Genomic DNA, 21,818 nt, shown 5'->3' with positions numbered 1-21,818 from the left:
GAGCAATGCGGCTGAAGATCACTCACCGGACCGAGTACCGCTACGATGCGCCGGTGCACTATCTGTTGCAGCGGCTGCGGCTGCTTCCAGTCAGCGGTCCGACACAGACCGTCTTGTCCTGGGCGCTGAAGATCGAAGGGGCGCGCGAAGAGGTGCGCTTCACCGACCATTTCGGCAACGACACGCGGCTTTTGAGCGTCGAAGGTGAGCGCGATTTCATCACTGTCGAGGCATCGGGCGAGGTGGTGACACGCGACACATCAGGCGTCAGCGGGCCACATCAGGGTTTCGCGCCGCTGTGGTTGTTTGGCCAGGAAACGCCGTTGACCACGATCGGCGGCGGTATTCGCGAACTCGCGGCCTCGGTCGGCGAGGGGGCCGATATCGAAAGGTTGCACCGGCTGATGGCGGTGATCGGCGAGCGCGTGGCCTATACGATGGGCACCACCAACGCGGCGACCCCGGCCGAGGACGCGCTGGCGCTCAAGACCGGCGTCTGCCAGGACCACAGCCACATCTTTGCCGCCGCCGCGCGGGCCATGGGGTTTCCGGCCCGCTACGTCAGCGGCTATTTGATGATGGATGCGGCGGTCGAGCAGGCGGCGAGCCATGCCTGGGCCGAAGCGCATGTTGCGGGCCTTGGCTGGGTCGCGTTCGACGTCGCCAACGGCATTTCGCCCGACGAACGCTATGTGAAGGTGGCAACCGGCCGTGATTACCGCGATGCCACGCCCGTATCAGGAATTCGACTGGGACAAGCGGAAGAACAGCTTGCGGTGACCGTCACCGTGGAGCAGTAATCCCCGGCAAGATTTGCTGCCAAAGGGATTCGATGACCTATTGCGTCGGCTTGAAGATCGATCGCGGGCTCGTGTTCATGTCGGACACGCGCACCAATGCCGGCATGGATTCGATCTCTACCTTCAAGAAGATGCATGTCTGGGAGCAGCCGGGCGAGCGCGTCATCGTGCTGATGTCGGCCGGCAATCTGGCGACGACGCAAGCTGTCGTCAGCCTGCTCGACGAACGCACCAAGGCGGTGGCCGATCGCCACGCCACGCTGCTTGAAACGCCGTCGATGTACCAGACGGTGCGGCTGGTCGGCGACACCGTCAAGGAAGTCATCGCCAGTTCGTCGCCGGCGGGCGAAAAGGCCGATTCCTACTTCAATGCCTCCTTCATCCTCGGCGGCCAGATCAAGGGCAGCGCGCCGCGGCTGTTCATGATCTATCCGGAAGGCAATTTCATCGAATCGACCGAAGACACGCCGTTCTTCCAGATCGGCGAGACCAAATACGGCAAGCCGATCATCATCCGCGCCTATGAGAAGGCGATGAGTTTCGCCGAGACGGTGAAACTGCTGCTGGTGTCGTTCGACTCGACGCTGAAATCGAACCTGTCGGTCGGTCTGCCGCTCGACCTGCTGTTCTACGAAAAGGACGCCTTCAAGGTCAGCCTGAAGAAGCGGATCGCCCAGGACGACCAATATTATCGGACGATCTCGGACGGCTGGTCGAATGCACTGAAGGCTGCTTTTGCGAGCCTGCCTGACTTTCCCGAGTGAAAGCCTCCGTTTTTCGTGCTCTTTGATCGCTGGGCCCGATGCGACGGAGAGCAAGATGAATAGCAACGAATTCCGGGAATGGTCGCTGCGCGCGGCCGAATGGGGTGCCGACTACAGGAGCACACTTCGCGAAAGGCCGGTGCGGCCGCTCGTCGAGCCGGGCGAAATCTCCAGAAGCATCGAAGTCTCGCCGCCGGAACATGGCGAAACGATGCAGGCAATCTTCGCCGACTTCGAGCGCAAAATCCTGCCCGGCATGACGCATTGGCAGCATCCGCGCTTCTTCGCCTATTTCCCGGCCAATGCCGCACCGGTCTCGGTGGTGGCCGAATATCTGGTCTCGGTTATGGCCGCGCAATGCATGCTCTGGCAAACTTCGCCGGCAGCGACCGAACTCGAGACGCGCGTCGTCGACTGGATGCGTCAGGCGCTTGGCCTGTCGGAAGGGTTTTCCGGCGTCATGCAGGATTCGGCATCGTCGGCGACGCTCGCCGCCGTGCTGACCATGCGCGAGCGCGCGCTCGACTGGCAGGGCAACAAGAAGGGCCTGCAAGGCCAGCCGATATTGCGCGTCTATTCTTCCGATCAGGTCCACACCTCCATCGACCGGGCGATCTGGGTGTCGGGCGTCGGCGAGGACAATCTCGTGCGTATTCCGGTTGCCGGCCGCTTTCGCGCCATGGATGTCGCAGCTCTCGAAGCGGCTGTCGTTGCCGACCGGCAGGCGGGCATGCTGCCGGCCGGCATCATCGCCTGCGTCGGCGGCACCAGCACCGGCGGCACCGATGATATCGCCGGCGTCGCCGCGGTGGCGAAACGGCACGGCCTCTATCTGCATGTCGATGCCGCCTGGGCCGGATCGGCAATGATATGTCCGGAATACCGGCATTTCTGGGCGGGCGTGGAGCAGGCGGATTCCATCGTCTTCAACCCGCACAAATGGCTGGGCGCGCAGTTCGACTGCTCGGTGCAGTTCATCCGCCGGCCGGAAGACCTGGTGCGGACGCTGGCCATCAAACCGGACTACTTGGAGACGCATGGGCGCGACGGCATCATCAACTATTCCGAATGGTCGGTGCCGCTCGGGCGGCGCTTTCGCGCACTGAAACTCTGGTTCCTGCTGCGCGCCCACGGGCTGGAAAATCTGCGGACCATGATCCGCAACCATGTCGCCTGGAGCGAAGGGCTGGCCGAGCGGCTGGCCAGGGAACCGGATTTCGAGATCGCCTCGGAGCCGATGCTGTCGCTGTTCTCGTTCCGGCATCGGGCGGCCGGCACCGATTCGGACGAACACAATCTGCGGCTGGTCAACGCGATCAACGACGATGGCCGCATCTACCTGACGCAGACACGGGTGGACGGGCAGGTCGCGATCCGCTTTCAGGTCGGCCAGTTCGAGACGACGGCGGCGGATGTCGACACCGCATTCGGGGTCATCACCGAAATCTCCCGCCGGCTGGCCTGAATTGGTCGGCGAAGTTGCGTCGAGGTTTGTCTTTGGACGCATGCATTTTTCGTTAGCCGCCCCCATGCCTTTTCACCGCTTTCGTTTTTCGCTATAGACAAGGAAAACGAAAACGGGAGGGTCACCGATGTATCTGTCGCCACGTCATTCCGAGATCATCCAGATGGCCAAGGACAATGGCCGCGTGCTGGTCGAGGATCTGGCAACGCATTTCAACGTGACGCCGCAGACCATCCGCAAGGACCTCAACGATCTGTGCGACCAGCGCCTGCTTTCCCGTATCCATGGCGGGGCGCTGTTCCCGTCCGGCATCGAAAACATGGAATATGAGGCGAGGCGCAAGATCGCCGCCGACGAGAAGGAGGCGATCGGCCGCGCCGCAGCCAGGCTGATACCGGACAACGCCTCGCTGTTCATCAATATCGGCACCACGACGGAGTCGGTCAGCAAGGCGCTTCTCGATCATGCCGGCCTGATGGTCATCACCAATAATATCAATGTTGCCAACAGGATGCGTATATATCCTTCCATCGAAGTTGTTATTGCCGGCGGCGTCGTGCGGGGTTCCGACGGCGGTGTGGTCGGCGAAGCGGCGGTCGATTTCATCAGGCAGTTCAAAGTCGACTACGCGGTGATCGGCGCCTCGGCGATCGACCATGACGGTGCGTTGCTCGATTTCGATTTTCGCGAGGTGAAGGTGGCGCAGGCGATCATCGCCAATGCCCGGCATGTCATCCTCGTTTCCGACCAGACCAAGTTCGAGCGGACGGCGCCGGTTCGCATCGGCCACCTGTCGCAGGTCAACACTTTCATCACCGATCGCTGCGATATCCCGTCGGTGCGCAAGATCTGCCAGGAAGCAGAGGTTCAACTGATCGAAACCTCGCTCCCCTAGATGGTGCCGTTGATGGTGCCGTTGCGGCAACTCCTGCTCTTTATATTTCGTTTGACATTCGTTCCTATTTCGAAATAATCCCGACACGGTTTCGTAAAAACCTAAGAATGCTGCAATGCGAAATCCGGGAGGACTTTTTGTGAGCGCATCCCCGATCCATGACATCTTCGTCATCGGTGGCGGTATCAACGGCTGCGGCATTGCCCGCGATGCGGTTGGGCGCGGCTTCTCGGTGTTTCTTGCCGAGATGAACGATCTGGCCAGCGGCACGTCCTCGGGCTCGACCAAACTGATCCATGGCGGCTTGCGCTATCTGGAGTTCTATGAGTTCCGCCTGGTGCGCGAGGCGCTGATGGAGCGCGAGATCCTTTGGAAGAACGCGCCGCACATCATCTGGCCGATGCGCTTCGTGCTGCCCTATGCCAAGGGCCTGCGCCCGGCCTGGCTGATCAGGCTCGGCCTTTTCCTCTACGACCACATTGGCGGGCGCAAATTGCTGCCGGCGACCAGGACGCTGGACATGGCAAACGACCCAGCCGGCAAGCCGCTGAAGCCGTTGTTTCGCAGGGCCTTCGAATATTCCGACGGCTGGGTCAACGATGCGCGGCTGGTGGCGTTGAACGCCCGCGACGCCGCCGATCGCGGCGCAACGATACGAACCCGCACGAAAGTCGTCGACGCACGCCGTGAAGGCGAGTTCTGGACGGTCAGGCTGCAAAACACGCAGACCGGCGACACCGAGGAGGTCAAGGCGCGGCTTTTGGTCAACGCCGCCGGCCCATGGGTCGACCACGTGCTGTCGGCTACGGTCGGGTTGAACGACGTGCACAATGTCCGGCTGGTACAGGGCAGCCATATCGTCATCAGCAAGAAATTCGACGATCCGCGCGCCTATTTCTTTCAGAACAAGGATGGCCGCATCATCTTTGCCATCCCCTACGAGGAAGAGTTCACGCTGATCGGCACCACCGACCAGGACTTTTCCGGCGACCCGCGCGACGTGAAGATCAGCGATGCCGAGATCGATTACCTCTGTGCTGCGGCGAGCGAATATTTCGCGCAACCGGTCAAGCGTTCGGACATCGTCTGGACCTATTCCGCCGTGCGCCCGCTTTATGACGACGGCGCCTCGAAGGCGCAGGAAGCGACCCGCGATTATGTGCTGAAGACCGACGGCGGCGAAGGCACGGCGCCGATCGTCAACACCTTCGGCGGCAAGATCACCACCTATCGCCGGCTGTCGGAATCGATGATCGAGAAAATCGAGGGTTTTCTCGGCAAGCGCGGCAAGCCGTGGACGGCAAACGCGCCGCTGCCGGGCGGCGATTTCCCGGCGCGCGGCTTCGACGCCGAAGTGGCGAAACTGAAAACGGCCTATCCGTTCCTCGATGCGCGTCTGGCGCGGCGCCTGACCCGGCTTTACGGGACTCGCGCAAGGATGCTGCTGGGCCTCGCCAGGTCGAATGCCGACCTTGGCCGCAACTTTGGCGCCGATCTCTACGAGGCCGAGGTACGCTACCTCGTTCAAAATGAATGGGCGATGACGGCCGAAGATGTATTGTGGCGCAGGACAAAGCGCGGCCTGCAACTGAGCCGCGAGCAGGCGGCAGCGCTCGACGAATTCATGCGCGGGATAAGCCGGCGCCATGTCGCGGCTGCCGAATAGTCATGCAGAAAGCCTGGGAGGAGGCATCATGCTGGAACTGAGAAACGTGACGAAGACGGTCGGGGCGACGGAGCATATACGCGACGTCTCGCTGACGCTTCAGCACGGCTCGCTCAACGTCCTGCTCGGGCCGACGCTTTCCGGCAAGACCAGCCTGATGCGGCTGATGGCCGGCCTTGACGTGCCGACATCCGGCTCGGTCTGGTTCGATGGCAAGGATGTCACTGGCATTCCGGTGCAGAAGCGCAACGTCGCCATGGTCTACCAGCAGTTCATCAACTATCCGGCGATGACCGTTTACGAGAATATCGCCTCGCCGCTGAGGGTGGCCGGTGCCGAGCGGGCAAAGATCGACAAGGAGGTGCGCAATGCCGCAGCCCTTCTCAAGCTGACGCCCTTTCTCGACCGCACGCCGCTCAGCCTCTCCGGCGGCCAGCAGCAGCGCACCGCGCTGGCCCGCGCCATCGTCAAGAACGCCAGCCTCGTGCTGCTCGACGAGCCACTCGCCAACCTCGACTACAAGCTGCGCGAGGAGCTGCGCGCGGAATTGCCGAAGATCTTCGCGGCGACCGGCACCATCTTCGTCTACGCCACGACCGAGCCGCACGAAGCCTTGCTGCTCGGCGGCAACACGGCGACGCTTTCCGAAGGCCGCATCACCCAGTTCGGCCTGACGATCGACGTCTTCCGCAGGCCGAACGACCTCGTCACGGCCAGGACGTTCGCCGATCCGCCGCTCAACACGATCGTGCTGAAGAAGAGCGGTTCGAGCTTCCTTCTTGAAGGTGGGGTGAGCCTCCCGGTGCCGGCTGAACTCGTCGGTATTGCCGATACGAGTTACACGATCGGCTTCCAGCCCCACCATCTCTCCCTTGCCCGGCCGAGCCCGTCGGCGGTGGCGGTGAGAGCCAAGGTCTCGGTCACCGAGATCACCGGTTCTGAAAGTTTCGTGCATCTCGATTTCGCCGATGTCCGCTGGGTCATGCTTGAGCACGGCATCCTGGTGTTCGAGCCGGACCAGACCATCGAGGTGTTCATCGACCCGCGGCACATCATGGTGTTCGACGCGAACGGCCGCTCGGCCGCGCCGCCACAGATGCTGGCGGCTTGAGGAGGAGGGCACATGGCGCGCATCGACTGCAATCACATCCGCCACGCCTACGGGCCGTATCCGAAGTCGGACAAGGACTATGCGCTGAAGGAGGTGCATCACGCCTTCGAGGACGGCGGCGCCTATGCGCTGCTGGGGCCGTCGGGCTGCGGCAAGACCACGCTGCTCAACATCATTTCCGGCCTGTTGTATCCGTCGCACGGCGAGCTTCTGTTCGACGGCAAGGACGTCACCAATCTGTCGACGCAGGAGCGCAACATAGCTCAGGTGTTCCAGTTTCCGGTCATCTACGACACCATGACCGTCTACGACAATCTGGCCTTCCCGCTGCGCAACCGCGGCGTTGCGGAACCCGACGTCGACCGCAAGGTGCGTGAAACCCTTGACATGACCGGTCTGGCCGACATGGCCAAGCGAAAGGCGAGGGGGCTGACCGCCGACCAGAAGCAGAAGATCTCGCTCGGACGCGGGCTGGTGCGCTCCGATGTCAACGCGATCCTGTTCGACGAGCCGCTGACCGTCATCGACCCGCATATGAAATGGGTGCTGCGTTCGCAGTTGAAGCAGCTGCACAGGCGCTTCGGCTTCACCATGGTCTATGTCACGCACGACCAGACCGAGGCACTCACCTTCGCCGAAAACGTCGTCGTCATGTATGAAGGCGAGATCGTGCAGATCGGCTCTCCAGCCGAACTGTTCGAGCGCCCCAAGCATACATTCGTCGGCTATTTCATCGGTTCGCCGGGCATGAACGTCATGCCGGTCGCGGTCGAAGGCAGGAGCGCGCGGCTCGGCAGCCAGACGATCGAATTGCCGGGCGCGCCCAAGGCCGGGATCACCGGTGCGATCGAACTCGGCATCCGCCCCGAATATGTCAGGCTTGGCGCCAGCGGCATGCCGGTTTCAATCCGCAAGGTCGAGGATATCGGCCGCCACAAGGTGGTGCGCGCCAGTTTCGAAGGCCGCGACATCGCGGCGATTATCGGCGAGGACGAGGACATTCCCGCCGATCCGAAGATCGCTTTCGACCCGGCCGGCATCAATATCTATGCCGATTCCTGGCGCGTCGAGATGGGAGGCTGAACTCCATGGATAAGACCTGGAACAACAAGGCATGGTTCATGGTGCTGCCGGTGCTGGTGCTGGTGGCGTTCAACGCAATCATCCCGCTGATGACGGTGGTCAACTATTCAGTTCAGGAGACGTTCGGAAACAACCTGTTCTTCTTTGAAGGCGTTAAGTGGTTCCAGGAAGTGCTTAATTCGCCGCGCTTCCACGCATCGCTCCTGCGCCAGTTCGCCTTCACCGGGTTAATCCTGCTGATCGAGGTGCCGCTAGGCGTGGCGGTGGCGCTTGCCATGCCGCGTTCCGGCCCATGGGTCGCGGTCTGCCTGGTGTTGATGTCGCTGCCGTTGCTGATCCCATGGAACGTCGTCGGCGCCATGTGGAACATCTTTGCGCTGCCGGACATCGGGCTGCTCGGCTATGTTATCAACGCGATGGGCATCAGCTACAATTTTACCAGCCAGCCGCTGGCGGCGTGGTTCACCGTCGTCCTGATGGACGTATGGCATTGGACCTCGCTGGTGGTGCTGCTTGCCTATGCAGGCCTCGTCTCGATCCCCGACGCCTACTATCAGGCTGCAAAGATTGACGGTGCATCACGTTGGTCGGTGTTCCGCTTTATCCAGCTGCCCAAGATGAAGCGCGTGCTGACCATTGCCATGCTGCTGCGGTTCATGGATTCCTTCATGGTCTACACTGAACCGTTCGTACTGACAGGCGGGGGACCGGGCAATGCCACGACCTTCCTGTCGATCGATCTTGTCAAGGCAGCGCTCGGCGAATTCAACCTCGGAATCGCGGCGGCCATGAGCATCATCTACTTCCTGATGACGCTGCTGGTGTCGTGGCTCTTCTACACCCTGATGACCCAATCCGAAGCGGAGGGCTGAGATGACATCAGTGAAGGAAGGCCTTGGGGATAAAAGGGGCGACGTTTTGATGCGAGAACAGACAACGCCGCCACCGGCGTCGAATGCGGCGGGTCTCCAGTCGGCGAGCGTAATGAGCGGACGCGGCCGGGAGGCGCGCTTCCTTTGGCTCGTGCCGACGGTCTACATCATCTTTCTGATGCTGCCGATCTACTGGCTGCTCAACATGTCGTTCAAGACGACGAACGAAATCCTCGGCGGCTTTTCATTGTGGCCCCGCAGTTTCACGGTGGCGAGCTATGTCGAGATCCTCACCAACCCCGTTTGGTACAATGGCTACATCAGCTCCATCAGCTATGTATTTATCAACACTGCGATTTCGGTCAGCGTGGCGCTGCCCGCTGCCTATGCCTTCTCGCGCTACCGCTTCCTTGGGGACAAGCACCTGTTCTTCTGGCTGCTGACCAACCGCATGGCGCCGCCGGCGGTTTTCGCGCTGCCGTTTTACCAGCTCTACTCGGCCATCAATCTCTTCGACACGCCATGGGCCGTTGCGCTGGCGCACTGCCTGTTCAACATACCGCTCGCAGTGTGGATTCTCGAAGGCTTCATGTCCGGCGTGCCGAAGGAGATCGACGAGACGGCCTTCATAGACGGCTATTCCTGGCCGCGGTTCTTCGTGAAGATATTCATGCCGCTGATCGCTTCCGGCATCGGTGTCACGGCGTTCTTCTGCTTCATGTTCTCTTGGGTCGAGCTTTTGCTCGCCAAGACGCTGACGTCTGTCGCCGCGAAGCCGATCGCCGCCGTGATGACCCGGACGGCGAGCACATCGGGCTACGAACTCGGATTGCTGGCGGCCGCCGGCGTGCTCACCATCGTGCCGGGCGCGATCGTCATCTGGTTCGTCCGGAACTATATCGCCAAGGGGTTTGCGCTCGGCCGCGTCTAGCGGCGGCGCAGCGAAGGAGTAAAGACGATGGATCTGTCATGGATGGCCTGGACTTGGCAGACCGCCACCTTCTTCGGCGTGATCCTGCTTCTTCTGGTCGGGATGACCGTGTGGGAGTGGGCCAGTCCTGGCGGAGCGCCGCGCCATGGCATTCTCGGCCTCGACACGACGCGTGGCGACCGACTGTTCATTTCGCTGCTAGGCAGCGCCTACATCCATCTCGCTTGGCTGGGTCTTGTCGGACCCAACTTGTGGTGGGCACTCGCCCTCTCGATCGTCTACGCCATCGGCGTTTTTCGATTCGTCTAGGGGGAGAAACTGTTGGAGCGGCCGCGCAACGACCGCTCCGATCGCACTTGAAACCGAAATGGGAGGAACCTCATGCGACGTCACCTACTAACATCGACAACGGCACTAGTCCTGCTGCTCGGGGCCAGTCAGGCCTACGCAGGCATGGACGAAGCCAAGACATTCCTTGACACGGAAATCAATGGCCTTTCGACCCTCGATCGCTCGGCTCAGGAAGCCGAAATGCAATGGTTTGTCGATGCCGCGAAACCCTTCGCCGGCATGGAGGTCAACGTGCTGTCGGAAGGTATCCCGACACACACCTATGAATCGACCGTGCTCACCAAGGCGTTCGAGGCGATCACCGGCATCAAGGTCAACCACCAGATCCTCGGCGAGGGCGAAGTCGTCCAGGCGGTGCAGACACAGATGCAGACCAACCGCAACCTTTATGACGCTTATGTCAACGACAGCGACCTGATCGGCACTCATTCGCGGCTGCAGCTTGCCGTGAATCTCACCGATTTCATGGCCGGCGAAGGCAAGAATGTCACCCTTCCGACGCTCGATCTCGAAGACTTCATTGGCATCAAGTTCACGACCGGCCCGGACGGCAAGCTCTACCAGCTCCCGGACCAGCAGTTCGCCAACCTCTACTGGTTCCGCAAGGACTGGTTCGACAAGCCGGAACTCAAGGAAAAGTTTAAGGCCAAGTATGGCTACGATCTCGGCGTCCCGGTGAACTGGTCCGCCTACGAGGATATCGCCGAATTCTTCTCCAAGGACGTGAAGGAAATCGACGGCGTGCAGGTCTTCGGACACATGGACTACGGCAAGCGCGCACCCGATCTCGGTTGGCGCATGACTGACGCGTGGCTGTCCATGGCCGGCACTGGCAGCCCCGGCGAGCCGAATGGCATCCCGATCGACGAATGGGGCATTCGCATGGAGGCGGGCACCTGCAATCCGGTCGGCGCGAGCGTTTCGCGCGGTGGCGAGGCGAATGGTCCGGCGTCGGTCTATGCCATCGCAAAGTGGGATGAGTGGCTGCGCAACTTTGCGCCTCCCGGAGCAGCGAGCTACGATTTCTACCAGTCGCTGCCCGCGCTGAGCCAAGGCAACGTGGCCCAGCAGATCTTTTGGTACACGGCTTTCCTCGCCGACATGGTGAAGCCCAAGTCGGAAGGCAACAACACGGTCGATGATGAGGGCAATTTGTTGTGGCGCATGGCCCCGTCGCCGCACGGCCCGTACTGGAAGGAAGGGCAGAAGATCGGCTATCAGGACGTGGGCTCTTGGACGATCCTGAAATCGACCCCGGCCGATCGTGCCAAGGCCGCCTGGCTTTATGCGCAGTTCGTCGTGTCTAAGACCGTGTCTTTGAAGAAGTCCCATGTCGGGCTCACTCTGATCCGCGATTCCGACATTCGGCATCAGTCGTTTACCGACCGTGCGCCCAAACTCGGCGGCTGGGTGGAGTTCTACCGCTCTCCAGACCGGGTCGCCTGGTCGCCGACCGGCATCAACGTGCCCGACTACCCGAAGCTCGCCCAGATCTGGTGGCAGCAGATCGGCGACGTGAACTCCGGGGCGTTCACGCCGCAGCAGGCGATGGACCGCCTCGCTGAGGAAATGGACATCACGATGGCCCGCATGCAGGCCGCCGACGAGTCCGCTAAGGTCTATGGCGGCTGTGGTCCGCGACTCAACGAGCCGAAAGATCCGACCGAATGGTTGGGCAAGCCGAACGGTCCTAAGGCCAAACTCGAGAACGAGAAGCCAAAAGGCGAGACCATCGTCTATGAGGAACTGATCAAGCGCTGGACCACCCAGTAGGCTTGCCGAACCGCCAAAGCGGAAAGAGACCACAGGGAGGCGGCGCGAGCCGTCTCCCTTCGTTGTAACTGAGGGGTAGACAGCATGACCGGATACATCTTGTCGATCGACCAGGGCACCACGTCCAGCCGCGCCATCGTGTTCGATGGATCCATGAAGCTCGTGGGCAGCGGACAAAAGGAGTTTGCCCAGCACTATCCGGCCTCCGGCTGGGTCGAGCACGATCCAGAGGAAATCTGGGACACGGTCATTTCGACCTGCAAGGCAGCCTTGGCTGCTGCCGGGCGAAAGGCCGCCGATATCGCGGCCATCGGAGTCACCAACCAGCGCGAGACCGTCGTCATCTGGGACAGGGCGACCGGCAGGCCGATCCATAACGCGATTGTCTGGCAGGACCGCCGCACCGCGCCGCTGTGCCAGAAATTGAAGAAGCAGGGGTTGGAGAAGAAGTTCACCAGGAAGACCGGCCTGCTGCTCGATCCCTATTTCTCCGGCACCAAGATCGCCTGGATGCTGGACAAGGTGAAGGGCGCCAGAAATCGTGCCGAGAACGGCGAATTGCTGGCCGGCACCATCGACAGCTTTCTGATCTGGCGGCTGACCGGCGGCAAGGTTCACGCTACCGACGCCACCAACGCCTCGCGCACGCTGGTCTACAACATCGAAAAAAATGCCTGGGACGACGAGCTCCTAGCCATTCTTGGTATACCGGCAAGAATGCTGCCGCAGGTGAAGGATTGCGCCGACGACTATGGAATCACAGAGAAAAGCCTGTTCGGCGCAGAGATAAAGATCCTCGGTGTGGCTGGCGACCAGCACGCGGCGACCATCGGCCAGGCCTGTTTCGAGCCGGGCATGATGAAATCGACCTATGGCACCGGCTGCTTCGCGCTGCTCAACACCGGCAGCGATCTGGTGCGCTCGAAGAACCGTCTGTTGACGACCATTGCCTACAGGCTGAACGGCAAGACCACCTATGCGCTGGAAGGGTCGATCTTCATCGCAGGTGCTGCCGTGCAATGGCTGCGCGACGGCATCAAGGTGATCGGCAAGGCCGAGCAGAGCGGCGTGCTGGCGGCGAGCGCCGACCCGACCCAACAAGTCTACCTGGTGCCGGCTTTCGTCGGGCTTGGCGCGCCGCACTGGGACGCCGAGGCGCGCGGCGCCATCTTCGGGCTGACCCGCAATTCGGGCCCGGCGGAATTTGCCCGTGCCGCACTCGAGTCCGTCGCGTTCCAGACGCGCGACCTGCTCGATGCGATGCGCAGGGACTGGAAGAGCGCGTCAGCGAAGACCGTTCTCAGGGTCGATGGCGGCATGGTGGCGTCGGACTGGACGATGCAGCGGCTTGCCGACATCCTCGATGCGCCGGTCGACCGCCCGACCATCCTGGAGACGACGGCGCTCGGCGCGGCATGGCTGGCCGGCTCGAAGGCCGGCGTCTGGCCGAAGACAAGGGAATTCGCCAGGAGCTGGGCGCTGGAGCGACGGTTTCGACCGGACATGGATGCATCGGTCCGTTCCGCAAAGCTGGCGGGTTGGCGCCATGCTTTGCGACGGACACTGAGCACGCTGTAGATTCGCGCTCCGAAAAGAAAAGCCTGCGCCGTTGCCGGCGCAGGCTTTTCAACAAGCTTTATTCAACTCTGCCCCTGGCTTATCAATAGGGCGAGATGCACTGCCGGCGGGGGCCGTAGTAAGGCTTGAACGTGTTGTCGTAGGCGCGGTAAGATCTGTAGCGGCTGTAGCACCACTCCACGTGGGCATCGCCGCGATGGATGAGGCGGCTCTGGTTGTTGATGATCGCGCCGGTGATCAGCGCGCCGGTAGCGAAGGCCGCCAGCGGGAACCAGTAGTCGTTGTAGCGACGATAGCCAGGACGATAATAGCGATAGCCGCGATAGCCGCGATAATACCTGAAATCGTCGTTACCGGCGAAACGACGAAAATCGCGGCGGGAAAAATCGCGGCGGGAGAAATCGCGACGGAACTCGCGACGGGAGAAATCGCGACGGAAATCGCGACGGGAGAAATCGCGGTCGAAACCACGCCTCCATCGTCTGTGTTCGACAGTCTGGACATCCGACGAGACATTCTGGCCTAGCGGCACATAAATGGGCTGGGCGTTGACGGGCACGATTTGTGCTACAGCGAACGACGCTGACAGCGCAGTCGCCAGCAAGCCCGACATGATCCTGTTCATGGTCTTCTCCTTGAACACGTCGTCCCTTGTAGCGATAAAAACGGGGATGTTGCGCAATTGTTCCGCGAAGAATAGCAAGCTGCTGATTTGTAATAGGTCTCGGCATTTGTGCGAGACAGCCACTCCGATCTTGTCGAGACGGTTTGCGAGGCGTCAGCAGACCGCGAAAAGTCCGGCTCGCGAGGCCTCTTTTTCCGGTTGACCGTTCGTGACACTCTCCCTATGTTCCGCGCAATTTCGAGGGCGGCATCCTGAGCCCGCGGGAGCGCGTAGCTCAGCCGGTAGAGCAACTGACTTTTAATCAGTAGGTCCAGGGTTCGAATCCCTGCGCGCTCACCATTTTTTGCGTGAAAATCAACAGGTTAGCGTTCCTGTTTCCCGGTCTAAAGCGAGATGCTTCATGACGCCTTGGGTTTTCCAGCGGCGTCGAGCCAGGTTCTCTCGAGAATCGTCTCGATCACACCAGCGACACATTGCCGCCGGCGTGGCGCTCCAGCCGGCCGGCGAGGTCGAGTTCCAGCAGCACCATGAAAACCTGGGCGGGATGCAGGCCGGTGTGGCGGATGATTTCGTCGATCGCCACCGGCGTTGGGCCGAGCGCTTCGATGACGCGGGCGCGGTCGTCTTCGCCGGGTGGCGGTGTTGCCGAAAAGTCGGGCGGCTCTTCGAGCAGCGGCGTCCTTGGCGCCAGTGCGCCGACCAGCGGCGCGATCGCACCGGTAATGTCCGATGCTTCGGTGACCAGGGTGGCGCCGTCCTTGAGCAAGGCATTGGCGCCCGCGGCGCGCGGATCGAGCGGCGAGCCGGGGACGGCGAAGACCAGCCGGCCCATCTCGCCGGCAAGCCTGGCGCTGATCAGCGAGCCGGAACGCAGCGCCGCCTCGACCACGACCAGCCCCAATGCCGCACCGGCGACAAGGCGGTTGCGGCGTGGAAAATCCTGGGCGCGCGGCTGCCAGCCGAACGGCATCTCTGAAATGATGGCGCCGCCGCGCTCGGCAATCTCGTTGCACAATGCGGCATTCTCGGGCGGGTAGGGCAGGTCGAGGCCGCCGGCCAGCACACCGATCGTGCCTGACGCAAGGCTGCCCTGATGTGCTGCCGTGTCGATGCCGCGCGCCAGGCCGGAGACGATGCCGAAGCCGTCGCGGCCGAGTTCGGCGGCGAGCGTCCGCGCCATCTTGATGCCGGCCAGCGACGCGTTGCGGGCGCCGACTATGGCGACCGCCGGCAGCCGGAACACCGCGCCTTCGCCCTTGACCGCGAGCAGCGGCGGCGGATGGTCCATGTTTTTCATCAGCGGCGGATAGTCGGCCTCGCCAATGCCGACGAAGCGGGCGCCGGCGCGCCGTGCGGTCTCCAGTTCCGCCTCGGCCTCGGCCACCGTCGGGATGCGGACGGCCTTTCTGGCGCCGCCCGAAACCATCAGCTCGGGCAGCATCTCGAGCGCCGTCTCGGCCGAGCCGAAGCGGTTGATCAGGTCGCGAAAGGTGGCCGCACCGACATTCGGCGTGCGGATCAAACGAAGCCAGCTCAACCGCTGCCGGTCGCTGAGCCGCGTCCCGGCGGCGCGCTGGCTCACTCCCTGGCTCCGATCTTGTTCTCGGTGCCGGCCAGCAGCCGGGTAATGTTGGCCCGGTGTTTTATGATGACGATCAGGCTCATCAGCGCGAACAGCCCGGCAATCTCGGGCGTGCCGAGGACATAGAGCGCGATCGGCACGACGATTGCTGCCGTCAGCGCCGCCAGCGAGGAATAACGGAACAGGAAAGCCATGGCCAGCCAGACGACGGCAAAGATCAGCGCCACCTGCCAGGCAAGAGCGATCAGCACGCCGAGATAGGTGGCGACCCCCTTGCCGCCCTTGAAACCGAGCCAGACCGGGAAGAGATGGCCGAAGAAGGCGCCTAAGCCGGCCCAGAGCCCGAGCTCCGGGGCAAAGTAACCGGCGATCAGCACTGCCGCCGTGCCTTTCAGCGCGTCGAGCAGCAGCGTGGCGGCAGCCAGGCCCTTGTTGCCGGTGCGCAGCACATTGGTGGCGCCGATATTGCCGGAGCCGATGTTGCGGACGTCGCCAAGGCCGGCGGCACGGGTGATCAGGAGGCCGAACGGGATCGAGCCGAGCAGATAGCCGAACACCAGCGCCAAGACGATGCCGTAAGCCATTGTTCCCCCGGATATGCCCTAAAGCGCGTCGCGTTTGACCGGCCTTATGCGACGCGCTTTAGGTTGCTGTTTTATGCATGTCGTTATCGCAAAACCGCTGCGCACCCTCGGGTCAGGCCCGAGGGCATGCTTTTGCGCGACATGCATTAGGCCGAAAACACTGTGCGGCCCGCCACCATCGTTTGCAAGACCTTGCCCTGCAGCCGCGCGCCTTCGAAACAGGTGTTTTTCGAGCGCGAACGGATGCCGCTTTCGCTGACGATCCATGGCTCGTCGAGATCGACCAGCGCAAGGTCGGCGACCGCACCCGGCTTCAGCGTGCCGCCGGGCAGGCCGAACAGTCTTGCCGGCGCGGTGGACAATGTCTCAACCAACCTGAGCAGCGTCAAATCGCCATTGTGGTAGAGCCGCAGCGCTGCACCGAGCAGCGTTTCCAGTCCGATGGCACCGGCCGCGGCGTCGGCGAAAGGCAGCCGCTTGGTGTCGACATCCTGGGGGTCGTGCGAGGATACGATGATGTCGATGGTGCCGTCCTTGACCGCCTCGATCATCGCCAGCCGGTCTTCCTCGGCGCGCAACGGCGGCGTCAGCCGGAAGAAGGTGCGGTATTCGCCGACATCGTTCTCGTTGAGCGACAGATTGTGGATCGAGACGCCTGATGTGACTTTGGTGCCGTCGGCCTTGGCCCTCGTTACCGCGTTTGCCGCCATCGCAGTCGAAATCTTGGCCGCGTGATAGGCGCCGCCAGTCAGCCGCGCCAGCGCAAGGTCGCGCTCCAGCGGAATGGACTCGGCCTCGCGCGGAATGCCGGCAAGGCCGAGCCAGCTGGCATAGAGGCCTTCGTTCATGACGCCTGACGAAGCGAGTTCGGCGTCCTGGGTTTCATGCGCGATCACGCCGCCGAAATCGCGCGCATAGGTCAGCGCGCGGCGCATCACCAGTGCGCTTGCTATGGTGTGCCGCCCGTCGGTGAAGGCGATCGCGCCGGCCTCGCGCAGCAGGCCGAATTCGGTCATCTCGCGGCCTTCGAGCCCCTTGGTGATCGCCGCCGCCGGAAAGATGTTGACGATGGCCGTGTCCTTGGCGGTGCGCAGCACGAATTCGACCAGCGCGACATTGTCGATCACCGGGTCGGTGTCGGGCATCATGACGATGGAAGTGACGCCGCCGGCGGCCGCCGCCACGCTGGCCGAAGCGATGGTCTCGCGGTGTTCGCCGCCCGGTTCGCCGATGAAGACGCGCGCATCGATCAGGCCGGGAATGATTGCCTTGCCGTCGCAGTCGATGACATTAGCATCTTGCGGAGCGCCCTGGTTCAAGGCCGCCTTGCCGGCGGCGACGATCTTGCGGCCCTCGACAATGACGGTGCCGACCTCATCGATGCCGCGCGACGGATCGACGATGCGGGCCCGGCTGAACACCGTTGTGCTCATGCGCCGCGGCCCTCAAGGTTGCGGCCCTCATAATTGCGGCGGGGATCGAGCAGCGCTTCCATCACCGCCATGCGCACGGCGACACCCATCTCCACCTGCTCCTGGATGACGCTCTGCGGACCGTCGGCGATTTCCGAGGCGATCTCGACGCCGCGGTTCATCGGGCCGGGGTGCATGACCAGAGCGCCGTCCTTGGCCGCCTTCAGCTTCTCGGCGTCGAGGCCGAAATAGTGGAAATACTCACGCACCGAAGGCACGAAGGCGCCTTCCATGCGCTCGCGCTGCAGCCGCAGCATCATCACCACATCCGCGTCCTTGAGCCCTTCGGCCATCGAACGGGTGACGATCACGCCCATTTTCTCGATGCCGGCGGGCAAAAGCGTCGACGGCGCCACGACGCGCACCTGCGCGCAGAGCGCATTAAGCAACATGATGTTGGAACGCGCCACGCGCGAATGCAGGATGTCGCCGCAGATCGCCACGATCAGCTTCGACAGCGGGCCCCTGGCGCGACGGATGGTCAGCGCGTCGAGCAGCGCCTGCGTCGGGTGCTCATGGGCGCCGTCGCCGGCATTGATCACCGAGCAGCCGACCTTTTGCGCCAGCAGCGCGGCGGCACCCGCCGACTGGTGGCGGATGATCAGGATGTCGGGATGCATGGCGTTCAGTGTCATCGCCGTGTCGATCAGCGTCTCGCCCTTCTTCACCGAAGAACTGGCCACCGACATATTCATGACGTCGGCGCCGAGCCGTTTTCCGGCCAGTTCGAACGACGATTGGGTACGGGTCGAAGCTTCGTAGAACAGATTGATCTGGGTGCGGCCACGCATCGTCGAGGCCTTCTTCTCCGACTGCCGCGAGATCGCGACCGACCGGTCCGCCCTGTCCAGCAAAAGCTCGATGTCGGCGGGGGAAAGATCGCGGATGCCCAGAAGATGGCGGTGAGGGTAGAGTGGCAGGGACGAAGCGTCGGTCATCTCAAGGCGCTGCTATAGGGTGGAGGACCTTTGGCTGCAAGCACCAGCTTTGGATTGCGGCCTTTCTCCCCGGTATTTTCGTCGCGCGCGCAGCAACGCTTGGGCTATATCTAGCTGATGGCTTCGGATTCGTGGCCTTGTGATGATAAGGACAGTGTGTGACCGACGACGTGACGAACCAGCCGCCGCCGCTGGCAGGCGGCAACGCCTGGCGAGGCGATCCGTTGCTGATCCAGCTTGCCGAGCGTTTTTCCGATCCGGTGCGCAAGGATATCGATGGGCTTGGCCGTTTCGTGCTGACGCAGGAGGCGCAGGAACTGGCTCGCCTTGCCAATGTCGAGACGCCGAAGCTCAGGACCCATGACCGCCAGGGCCGGCGCATCGATCTGGTCGAGTTCCATCCAGCCTATCATGCGCTGATGCGCCGGTCGGTCGCGAACGGGCTGCATTCGTCGGTCTGGGAAAATGGCGATGCCGAGATCGGCCGCCGCCATCAGGTGCGCGCGGCCCGTTTCTACCTGACGGCGCAGCTCGAAACCGGGCATCTCTGTCCCGTCACCATGACCAGCGCCTCGCTGGCAGCGCTGATGGCAAGCCCAAAACTGTTTCGCGAATGGGCGCCGCGGGTGACGACACGCAAATACGACCAGAGCCAGAAGCCGCCGGTCGAAAAAGCCGGGCTGACGCTCGGTATGGGCATGACCGAGAAGCAGGGCGGCACCGACGTCCGCGCCAACGTCACCAGGGCCGAGCGCGCCGGCAGCAGCTTCTATCGGCTGACCGGCCACAAATGGTTCATGTCGGCGCCGATGTCGGATGCGTTCCTGGTGCTTGGACAGGCGCCGGAAGGACTTTCGTGCTTTCTCGTTCCGCGCATTCTCGGCGATGGCTCGGGCAACGGCTTTCGCTTCCAGCGGCTGAAGGACAAGCTTGGCAACCGCTCCAACGCCTCGTCCGAAGTCGAGTTCGTCAATGCCATCGGCGAGATGGTCGGCGAGCCCGGGGCAGGCGTCAAGACGATCATGGATATGGTGACGCTGACCCGGCTCGACTGCGCGATCGCCTCGTCGGCGATCATGCGAGCCGGGCTGGCCGAAGCCGTCCACCACACCCGTCACCGCCAGGTGTTTGGAACCAATCTGATCGAGCAGCCGCTAATGCAGCGCGTGCTGGCCGACATGGCGCTCGACGTCGCCGCCGCCACCGCGCTGTCATTCCGACTGGCGCGCTCTTTCGACGAGGCGGCCGGCGACCGCGGCGAGGCGGCTTTTGCGCGCGCCATGACGCCGGTCGTCAAATACTGGGTCTGCAAGATCGCACCGCCGCTGCTCTATGAGGCGATGGAGTGCCTCGGCGGCAATGGCTATGTCGAGGAGGCCCCGCTCGCCCGCTACTATCGCGAAGCTCCGGTCAACGCGATCTGGGAGGGATCCGGCAATGTCATGGCGCTCGACGTGCTGCGCGTGCTGGGGCGTGCACCCGGACTGTTCGAGGAGGTGCTGGCCGGCATCGATCGCGATCTCGGCGCCGGCGGGCGCGGCACCGTCGGTGTGCTCAAGGCAGCCATGCAGGTCGCGGCAACCGACGAGGGGTCGGCGCGTCTGCTCACCGAGCAACTGGCGCTGTCGGCGGCGGCGGCGGAGCTTCGCAGGCTGGGGGCAGGGCGGATCGCCGACGCCTTCGTCGAGACGCGCCTCGCCGGCCAGTGGCGCAACACCTATGGCATGCTCGATTCACGCCATGACGCGCGCATGATCATCGACACGCTCTATCCGCCGGTCACCTGAGAAGGCTTCGGGACGGATTTCCCTCGTCGATCGCTGCTCTGTGGAAAGCCGTTAACCTTAACAAATGGTTTCCATTGCGGTCGCAAGCTGCAAAGCCCACTGTCCTGTTTACCGAAGCAGGAACGCTATGCGGCACATATTGAGCTCCTTTCTGGCCTTGCACTGGGCGGTCGTTTTCGCCCTGCTGGCGTTCATCTGCATCGACGGGAATCGCGGCGTTGCGGCAGCGCTTGGCGTGCTCGGCGTTGCCGTCCAGAACACCCGCTTCGTCGACCTCGAAAACGCTATCGTGGTGGCGCCGCTTGCCGTGGCATTGCTTATCGTCGCGGTGCTGTTCTGCTGGGCTTTTGTCGAGACTCTATTCAGCATCCCGACAAATCCGGACGCCACCGACAGCGTTGTGCGGGTGGCCTTCATCTCCGCCTCCGGCGTGCTGTCGCTGATCGTGGTCGGCGGCGCCGCGCAAGGCATCAACGGGCTGTTCATGGCCGTCGCGGTGCAGTTGGCGGCACTGCTGGCTTCCTATGTCGCCATGCTCGCAGAGCGGCGGTCGGCTTTTGCCGCAGTGGATCCGGGCACCGGCGAAATCCGTGCCGCAGCGCATATGATGGCGAAGGCGGCGGCGCACAACTCGGCGCTCTCGCGCATTTCCGGCCGGCCGGACACAAACTTGAGGCCGGACACGAACTTGAGGGATGACCGCTGATGCGCACCTTGTTCGCGCTATGGGCGACGCCGCTGGCCCTGTTCTGGGGCTGGTTCTTCCTGTCTCTCAACGACATCAATTTCGGCTATGTCATGCTGAGCCGCCAATTGCATGACCTCGTCTTCCAGCTCTATGGCGAGATGCTTGGCATCGATCCGGCGCTCATTCCCGGCATGGTGGCGAAGGCCTGCATCCTCGACAGCCTGCTGCTGATGGCGTTTTGGGCATTTCGCCGCCGCCGGGTGATCGGTGGCTGGATCAGGATTATGCGCGACCGCTATTTCGACCAGGCGTCGACGCCGAGCGCCTGAAGCCGGTCGAGCGCGCCCTGCAGAATAAAGGCCGCCGCGGCCGAATCGATCTTGCCGGCGCGTTTGCGGCGCGAAAAATCCATCTCGATCAGCGTCCGCTCGGCCGCCACCGTCGACAGCCGCTCGTCCCACAAGACGAAGGGCAGGTCGGTCACACCAGCCATGTTACGGGCGAAGGCGCGGGATTTCTGGGCGCGCGGGCCTTCCGACCCGTCCATGTTGACCGGCAGGCCGAGCACCACGGCCCCGACATTCTCTTTCTCCAGCAAGGCGAGCAGCACTGCGGCATCCAGCGAGAATTTCCTGCGCATGATGACGGGACGCGGGTGGGCGAAGGCAAAGCCCCGGTCGGAAACCGCCACGCCAATCGTCTTGTCGCCAAGGTCGAGCCCGGCCAGCGTCTTGCCGCCGCCGAGCCGCGCCGGCAACTCCTCGATGGTGATGATGCTCAACGGCTTTCCTCGGACCATACGCCGCAAAGGACGCTGTGGGACTTTAATTTCACTGCCGGCGTTCTATCCTTT

At 62.8% G+C, this 21,818-nt stretch carries 21 protein-coding genes and 1 tRNA gene; 16 read left to right on the top strand and 6 right to left on the bottom strand.

Translation table 11 applies throughout. From position 1 onward, the window contains the following. The first annotated feature begins 5 nt into the window (after positions 1-5). The 12 genes from AC0L3O_RS15415 (at position 6) to glpK (ending at position 13,289) form a co-directional block, all read left to right on the top strand. Positions 6-800 (top strand): transglutaminase family protein, encoded by a 795-nt coding sequence (locus tag AC0L3O_RS15415; RefSeq protein WP_023801178.1) that lies wholly within the window; start codon positions 6-8, stop codon positions 798-800. Between the two features lie 32 nt (positions 801-832). After that, positions 833-1,564, top strand: coding sequence for a proteasome-type protease (locus AC0L3O_RS15410; protein ID WP_023801179.1), 732 nt, complete (start codon positions 833-835; stop codon positions 1,562-1,564). A 55-nt stretch (positions 1,565-1,619) separates the two neighbouring features. Next, positions 1,620-3,029, top strand: coding sequence for a pyridoxal phosphate-dependent decarboxylase family protein (locus AC0L3O_RS15405; RefSeq protein ID WP_473615953.1), 1,410 nt, complete (start codon positions 1,620-1,622; stop codon positions 3,027-3,029). 127 nt (positions 3,030-3,156) lie between these two features. Continuing rightward, positions 3,157-3,924, top strand: coding sequence for a DeoR/GlpR family DNA-binding transcription regulator (locus AC0L3O_RS15400; protein WP_287342974.1), 768 nt, complete (start codon positions 3,157-3,159; stop codon positions 3,922-3,924). A gap of 139 nt (positions 3,925-4,063) precedes the next feature. Then, positions 4,064-5,590, top strand: coding sequence for a glycerol-3-phosphate dehydrogenase (gene glpD / locus AC0L3O_RS15395; protein WP_287342972.1), 1,527 nt, complete (start codon positions 4,064-4,066; stop codon positions 5,588-5,590). Positions 5,591-5,618: 28 nt separating this feature from the next. Continuing rightward, positions 5,619-6,701: an ABC transporter ATP-binding protein gene (locus AC0L3O_RS15390; RefSeq protein WP_473615952.1), complete on the top strand. Its 1,083-nt coding sequence runs from the start codon at positions 5,619-5,621 to the stop codon at positions 6,699-6,701. A 12-nt stretch (positions 6,702-6,713) separates the two neighbouring features. Further along, positions 6,714-7,784 (top strand): ABC transporter ATP-binding protein, encoded by a 1,071-nt coding sequence (locus tag AC0L3O_RS15385; RefSeq protein WP_473615950.1) that lies wholly within the window; start codon positions 6,714-6,716, stop codon positions 7,782-7,784. 5 nt (positions 7,785-7,789) lie between these two features. After that, the gene (locus AC0L3O_RS15380; RefSeq protein ID WP_027151935.1) at positions 7,790-8,656 is read left to right on the top strand and encodes a carbohydrate ABC transporter permease; all 867 of its coding nucleotides are present in this window, start codon (positions 7,790-7,792) and stop codon (positions 8,654-8,656) included. 112 nt (positions 8,657-8,768) lie between these two features. Further along, on the top strand, positions 8,769-9,587 hold the full coding sequence (locus AC0L3O_RS15375) for a carbohydrate ABC transporter permease (protein ID WP_065007668.1): 819 nt from the start codon (positions 8,769-8,771) through the stop codon (positions 9,585-9,587). A 27-nt stretch (positions 9,588-9,614) separates the two neighbouring features. Continuing rightward, a complete protein-coding gene (locus AC0L3O_RS15370; RefSeq protein ID WP_027151937.1) occupies positions 9,615-9,896 on the top strand; it encodes a DUF2160 domain-containing protein in 282 nt (93 codons plus the stop codon). A gap of 72 nt (positions 9,897-9,968) precedes the next feature. Beyond that, positions 9,969-11,711: an ABC transporter substrate-binding protein gene (locus AC0L3O_RS15365; protein WP_473615949.1), complete on the top strand. Its 1,743-nt coding sequence runs from the start codon at positions 9,969-9,971 to the stop codon at positions 11,709-11,711. An 84-nt stretch (positions 11,712-11,795) separates the two neighbouring features. Next, the gene (gene glpK / locus AC0L3O_RS15360) at positions 11,796-13,289 is read left to right on the top strand and encodes a glycerol kinase GlpK (RefSeq protein ID WP_473615948.1); all 1,494 of its coding nucleotides are present in this window, start codon (positions 11,796-11,798) and stop codon (positions 13,287-13,289) included. A gap of 82 nt (positions 13,290-13,371) precedes the next feature. Here glpK and AC0L3O_RS15355 read toward each other — a convergent pair whose 3' ends face one another. Beyond that, a complete protein-coding gene (locus AC0L3O_RS15355) occupies positions 13,372-13,914 on the bottom strand; it encodes a BA14K family protein (RefSeq protein ID WP_473616034.1) in 543 nt (180 codons plus the stop codon). Between the two features lie 263 nt (positions 13,915-14,177). On the opposite strand from AC0L3O_RS15355, the gene AC0L3O_RS15350 reads away from it, so the two are divergent. Further along, positions 14,178-14,253, top strand: a tRNA-Lys gene (locus AC0L3O_RS15350). Positions 14,254-14,371: 118 nt separating this feature from the next. Here AC0L3O_RS15350 and dprA read toward each other — a convergent pair. From dprA to AC0L3O_RS15330, 4 genes are all read right to left on the bottom strand, one after another. Continuing rightward, positions 14,372-15,496, bottom strand: coding sequence for a DNA-processing protein DprA (dprA, locus tag AC0L3O_RS15345; RefSeq protein WP_473615946.1), 1,125 nt, complete (start codon positions 15,494-15,496; stop codon positions 14,372-14,374). Next, positions 15,493-16,080: a glycerol-3-phosphate 1-O-acyltransferase PlsY gene (plsY, locus tag AC0L3O_RS15340; protein ID WP_419693404.1), complete on the bottom strand. Its 588-nt coding sequence runs from the start codon at positions 16,078-16,080 to the stop codon at positions 15,493-15,495. Before plsY ends, dprA begins: the two co-directional genes overlap by 4 nt. A gap of 146 nt (positions 16,081-16,226) precedes the next feature. Next, complete coding sequence (locus AC0L3O_RS15335; RefSeq protein ID WP_473615945.1) at positions 16,227-17,513, bottom strand: dihydroorotase; 1,287 nt, start codon at positions 17,511-17,513, stop codon at positions 16,227-16,229. Then, positions 17,510-18,490, bottom strand: a complete 981-nt coding sequence (locus tag AC0L3O_RS15330; RefSeq protein ID WP_473615944.1) for an aspartate carbamoyltransferase catalytic subunit — start codon at positions 18,488-18,490, stop codon at positions 17,510-17,512. Before AC0L3O_RS15330 ends, AC0L3O_RS15335 begins: the two co-directional genes overlap by 4 nt. 158 nt (positions 18,491-18,648) lie before the next feature. On the opposite strand from AC0L3O_RS15330, the gene AC0L3O_RS15325 reads away from it, so the two are divergent. The 3 genes from AC0L3O_RS15325 (at position 18,649) to AC0L3O_RS15315 (ending at position 21,294) form a co-directional block, all read left to right on the top strand. After that, positions 18,649-20,277 carry a DNA alkylation response protein gene (locus AC0L3O_RS15325; RefSeq protein ID WP_473615942.1) on the top strand — a complete coding sequence of 543 codons (1,629 nt, stop codon included), beginning with the start codon at positions 18,649-18,651 and terminating at the stop codon, positions 20,275-20,277. Between the two features lie 127 nt (positions 20,278-20,404). Beyond that, a complete protein-coding gene (locus AC0L3O_RS15320; protein ID WP_473615941.1) occupies positions 20,405-20,983 on the top strand; it encodes a hypothetical protein in 579 nt (192 codons plus the stop codon). Continuing rightward, positions 20,983-21,294, top strand: a complete 312-nt coding sequence (locus tag AC0L3O_RS15315) for a DUF6105 family protein (RefSeq protein ID WP_023801196.1) — start codon at positions 20,983-20,985, stop codon at positions 21,292-21,294. Before AC0L3O_RS15320 ends, AC0L3O_RS15315 begins: the two co-directional genes overlap by 1 nt. Here the strand turns inward: AC0L3O_RS15315 and ruvX are convergent. Beyond that, on the bottom strand, positions 21,261-21,746 hold the full coding sequence (gene ruvX / locus AC0L3O_RS15310; protein WP_128183032.1) for a Holliday junction resolvase RuvX: 486 nt from the start codon (positions 21,744-21,746) through the stop codon (positions 21,261-21,263). The two genes, AC0L3O_RS15315 and ruvX, sit on opposite strands and share 34 nt — an antisense overlap. Positions 21,747-21,818: the final 72 nt, after the last annotated feature.

The sequence above is a fragment of the Mesorhizobium sp. WSM4810 genome (genome assembly GCF_055811235.1).
The sequence above is the reverse complement of the archived record's forward strand: the minus strand, read 5'-3'. Positions and strand labels throughout refer to the sequence as shown.

What these genes read in the sequence shown, in the direction of transcription:
- AC0L3O_RS15365 (WP_473615949.1), top strand. Translation starts at nt 9,969, where the DNA reads ATGCGACGTCACCTACTAACATCGACAACGGCACTAGTCCTGCTGCTC.
- plsY (WP_419693404.1), bottom strand. Translation starts at nt 16,080, where the DNA reads ATGGCTTACGGCATCGTCTTGGCGCTGGTGTTCGGCTATCTGCTCGGC.
- AC0L3O_RS15370 (WP_027151937.1), top strand. Translation starts at nt 9,615, where the DNA reads ATGGATCTGTCATGGATGGCCTGGACTTGGCAGACCGCCACCTTCTTC.
- AC0L3O_RS15410 (WP_023801179.1), top strand. Translation starts at nt 833, where the DNA reads ATGACCTATTGCGTCGGCTTGAAGATCGATCGCGGGCTCGTGTTCATG.
- AC0L3O_RS15385 (WP_473615950.1), top strand. Translation starts at nt 6,714, where the DNA reads ATGGCGCGCATCGACTGCAATCACATCCGCCACGCCTACGGGCCGTAT.
- AC0L3O_RS15405 (WP_473615953.1), top strand. Translation starts at nt 1,620, where the DNA reads ATGAATAGCAACGAATTCCGGGAATGGTCGCTGCGCGCGGCCGAATGG.
- AC0L3O_RS15335 (WP_473615945.1), bottom strand. Translation starts at nt 17,513, where the DNA reads ATGAGCACAACGGTGTTCAGCCGGGCCCGCATCGTCGATCCGTCGCGC.
- AC0L3O_RS15400 (WP_287342974.1), top strand. Translation starts at nt 3,157, where the DNA reads ATGTATCTGTCGCCACGTCATTCCGAGATCATCCAGATGGCCAAGGAC.
- AC0L3O_RS15320 (WP_473615941.1), top strand. Translation starts at nt 20,405, where the DNA reads ATGCGGCACATATTGAGCTCCTTTCTGGCCTTGCACTGGGCGGTCGTT.
- AC0L3O_RS15375 (WP_065007668.1), top strand. Translation starts at nt 8,769, where the DNA reads ATGAGCGGACGCGGCCGGGAGGCGCGCTTCCTTTGGCTCGTGCCGACG.
- AC0L3O_RS15380 (WP_027151935.1), top strand. Translation starts at nt 7,790, where the DNA reads ATGGATAAGACCTGGAACAACAAGGCATGGTTCATGGTGCTGCCGGTG.
- AC0L3O_RS15315 (WP_023801196.1), top strand. Translation starts at nt 20,983, where the DNA reads ATGCGCACCTTGTTCGCGCTATGGGCGACGCCGCTGGCCCTGTTCTGG.
- AC0L3O_RS15330 (WP_473615944.1), bottom strand. Translation starts at nt 18,490, where the DNA reads ATGACCGACGCTTCGTCCCTGCCACTCTACCCTCACCGCCATCTTCTG.
- glpK (WP_473615948.1), top strand. Translation starts at nt 11,796, where the DNA reads ATGACCGGATACATCTTGTCGATCGACCAGGGCACCACGTCCAGCCGC.
- AC0L3O_RS15415 (WP_023801178.1), top strand. Translation starts at nt 6, where the DNA reads ATGCGGCTGAAGATCACTCACCGGACCGAGTACCGCTACGATGCGCCG.
- AC0L3O_RS15390 (WP_473615952.1), top strand. Translation starts at nt 5,619, where the DNA reads ATGCTGGAACTGAGAAACGTGACGAAGACGGTCGGGGCGACGGAGCAT.
- AC0L3O_RS15355 (WP_473616034.1), bottom strand. Translation starts at nt 13,914, where the DNA reads ATGAACAGGATCATGTCGGGCTTGCTGGCGACTGCGCTGTCAGCGTCG.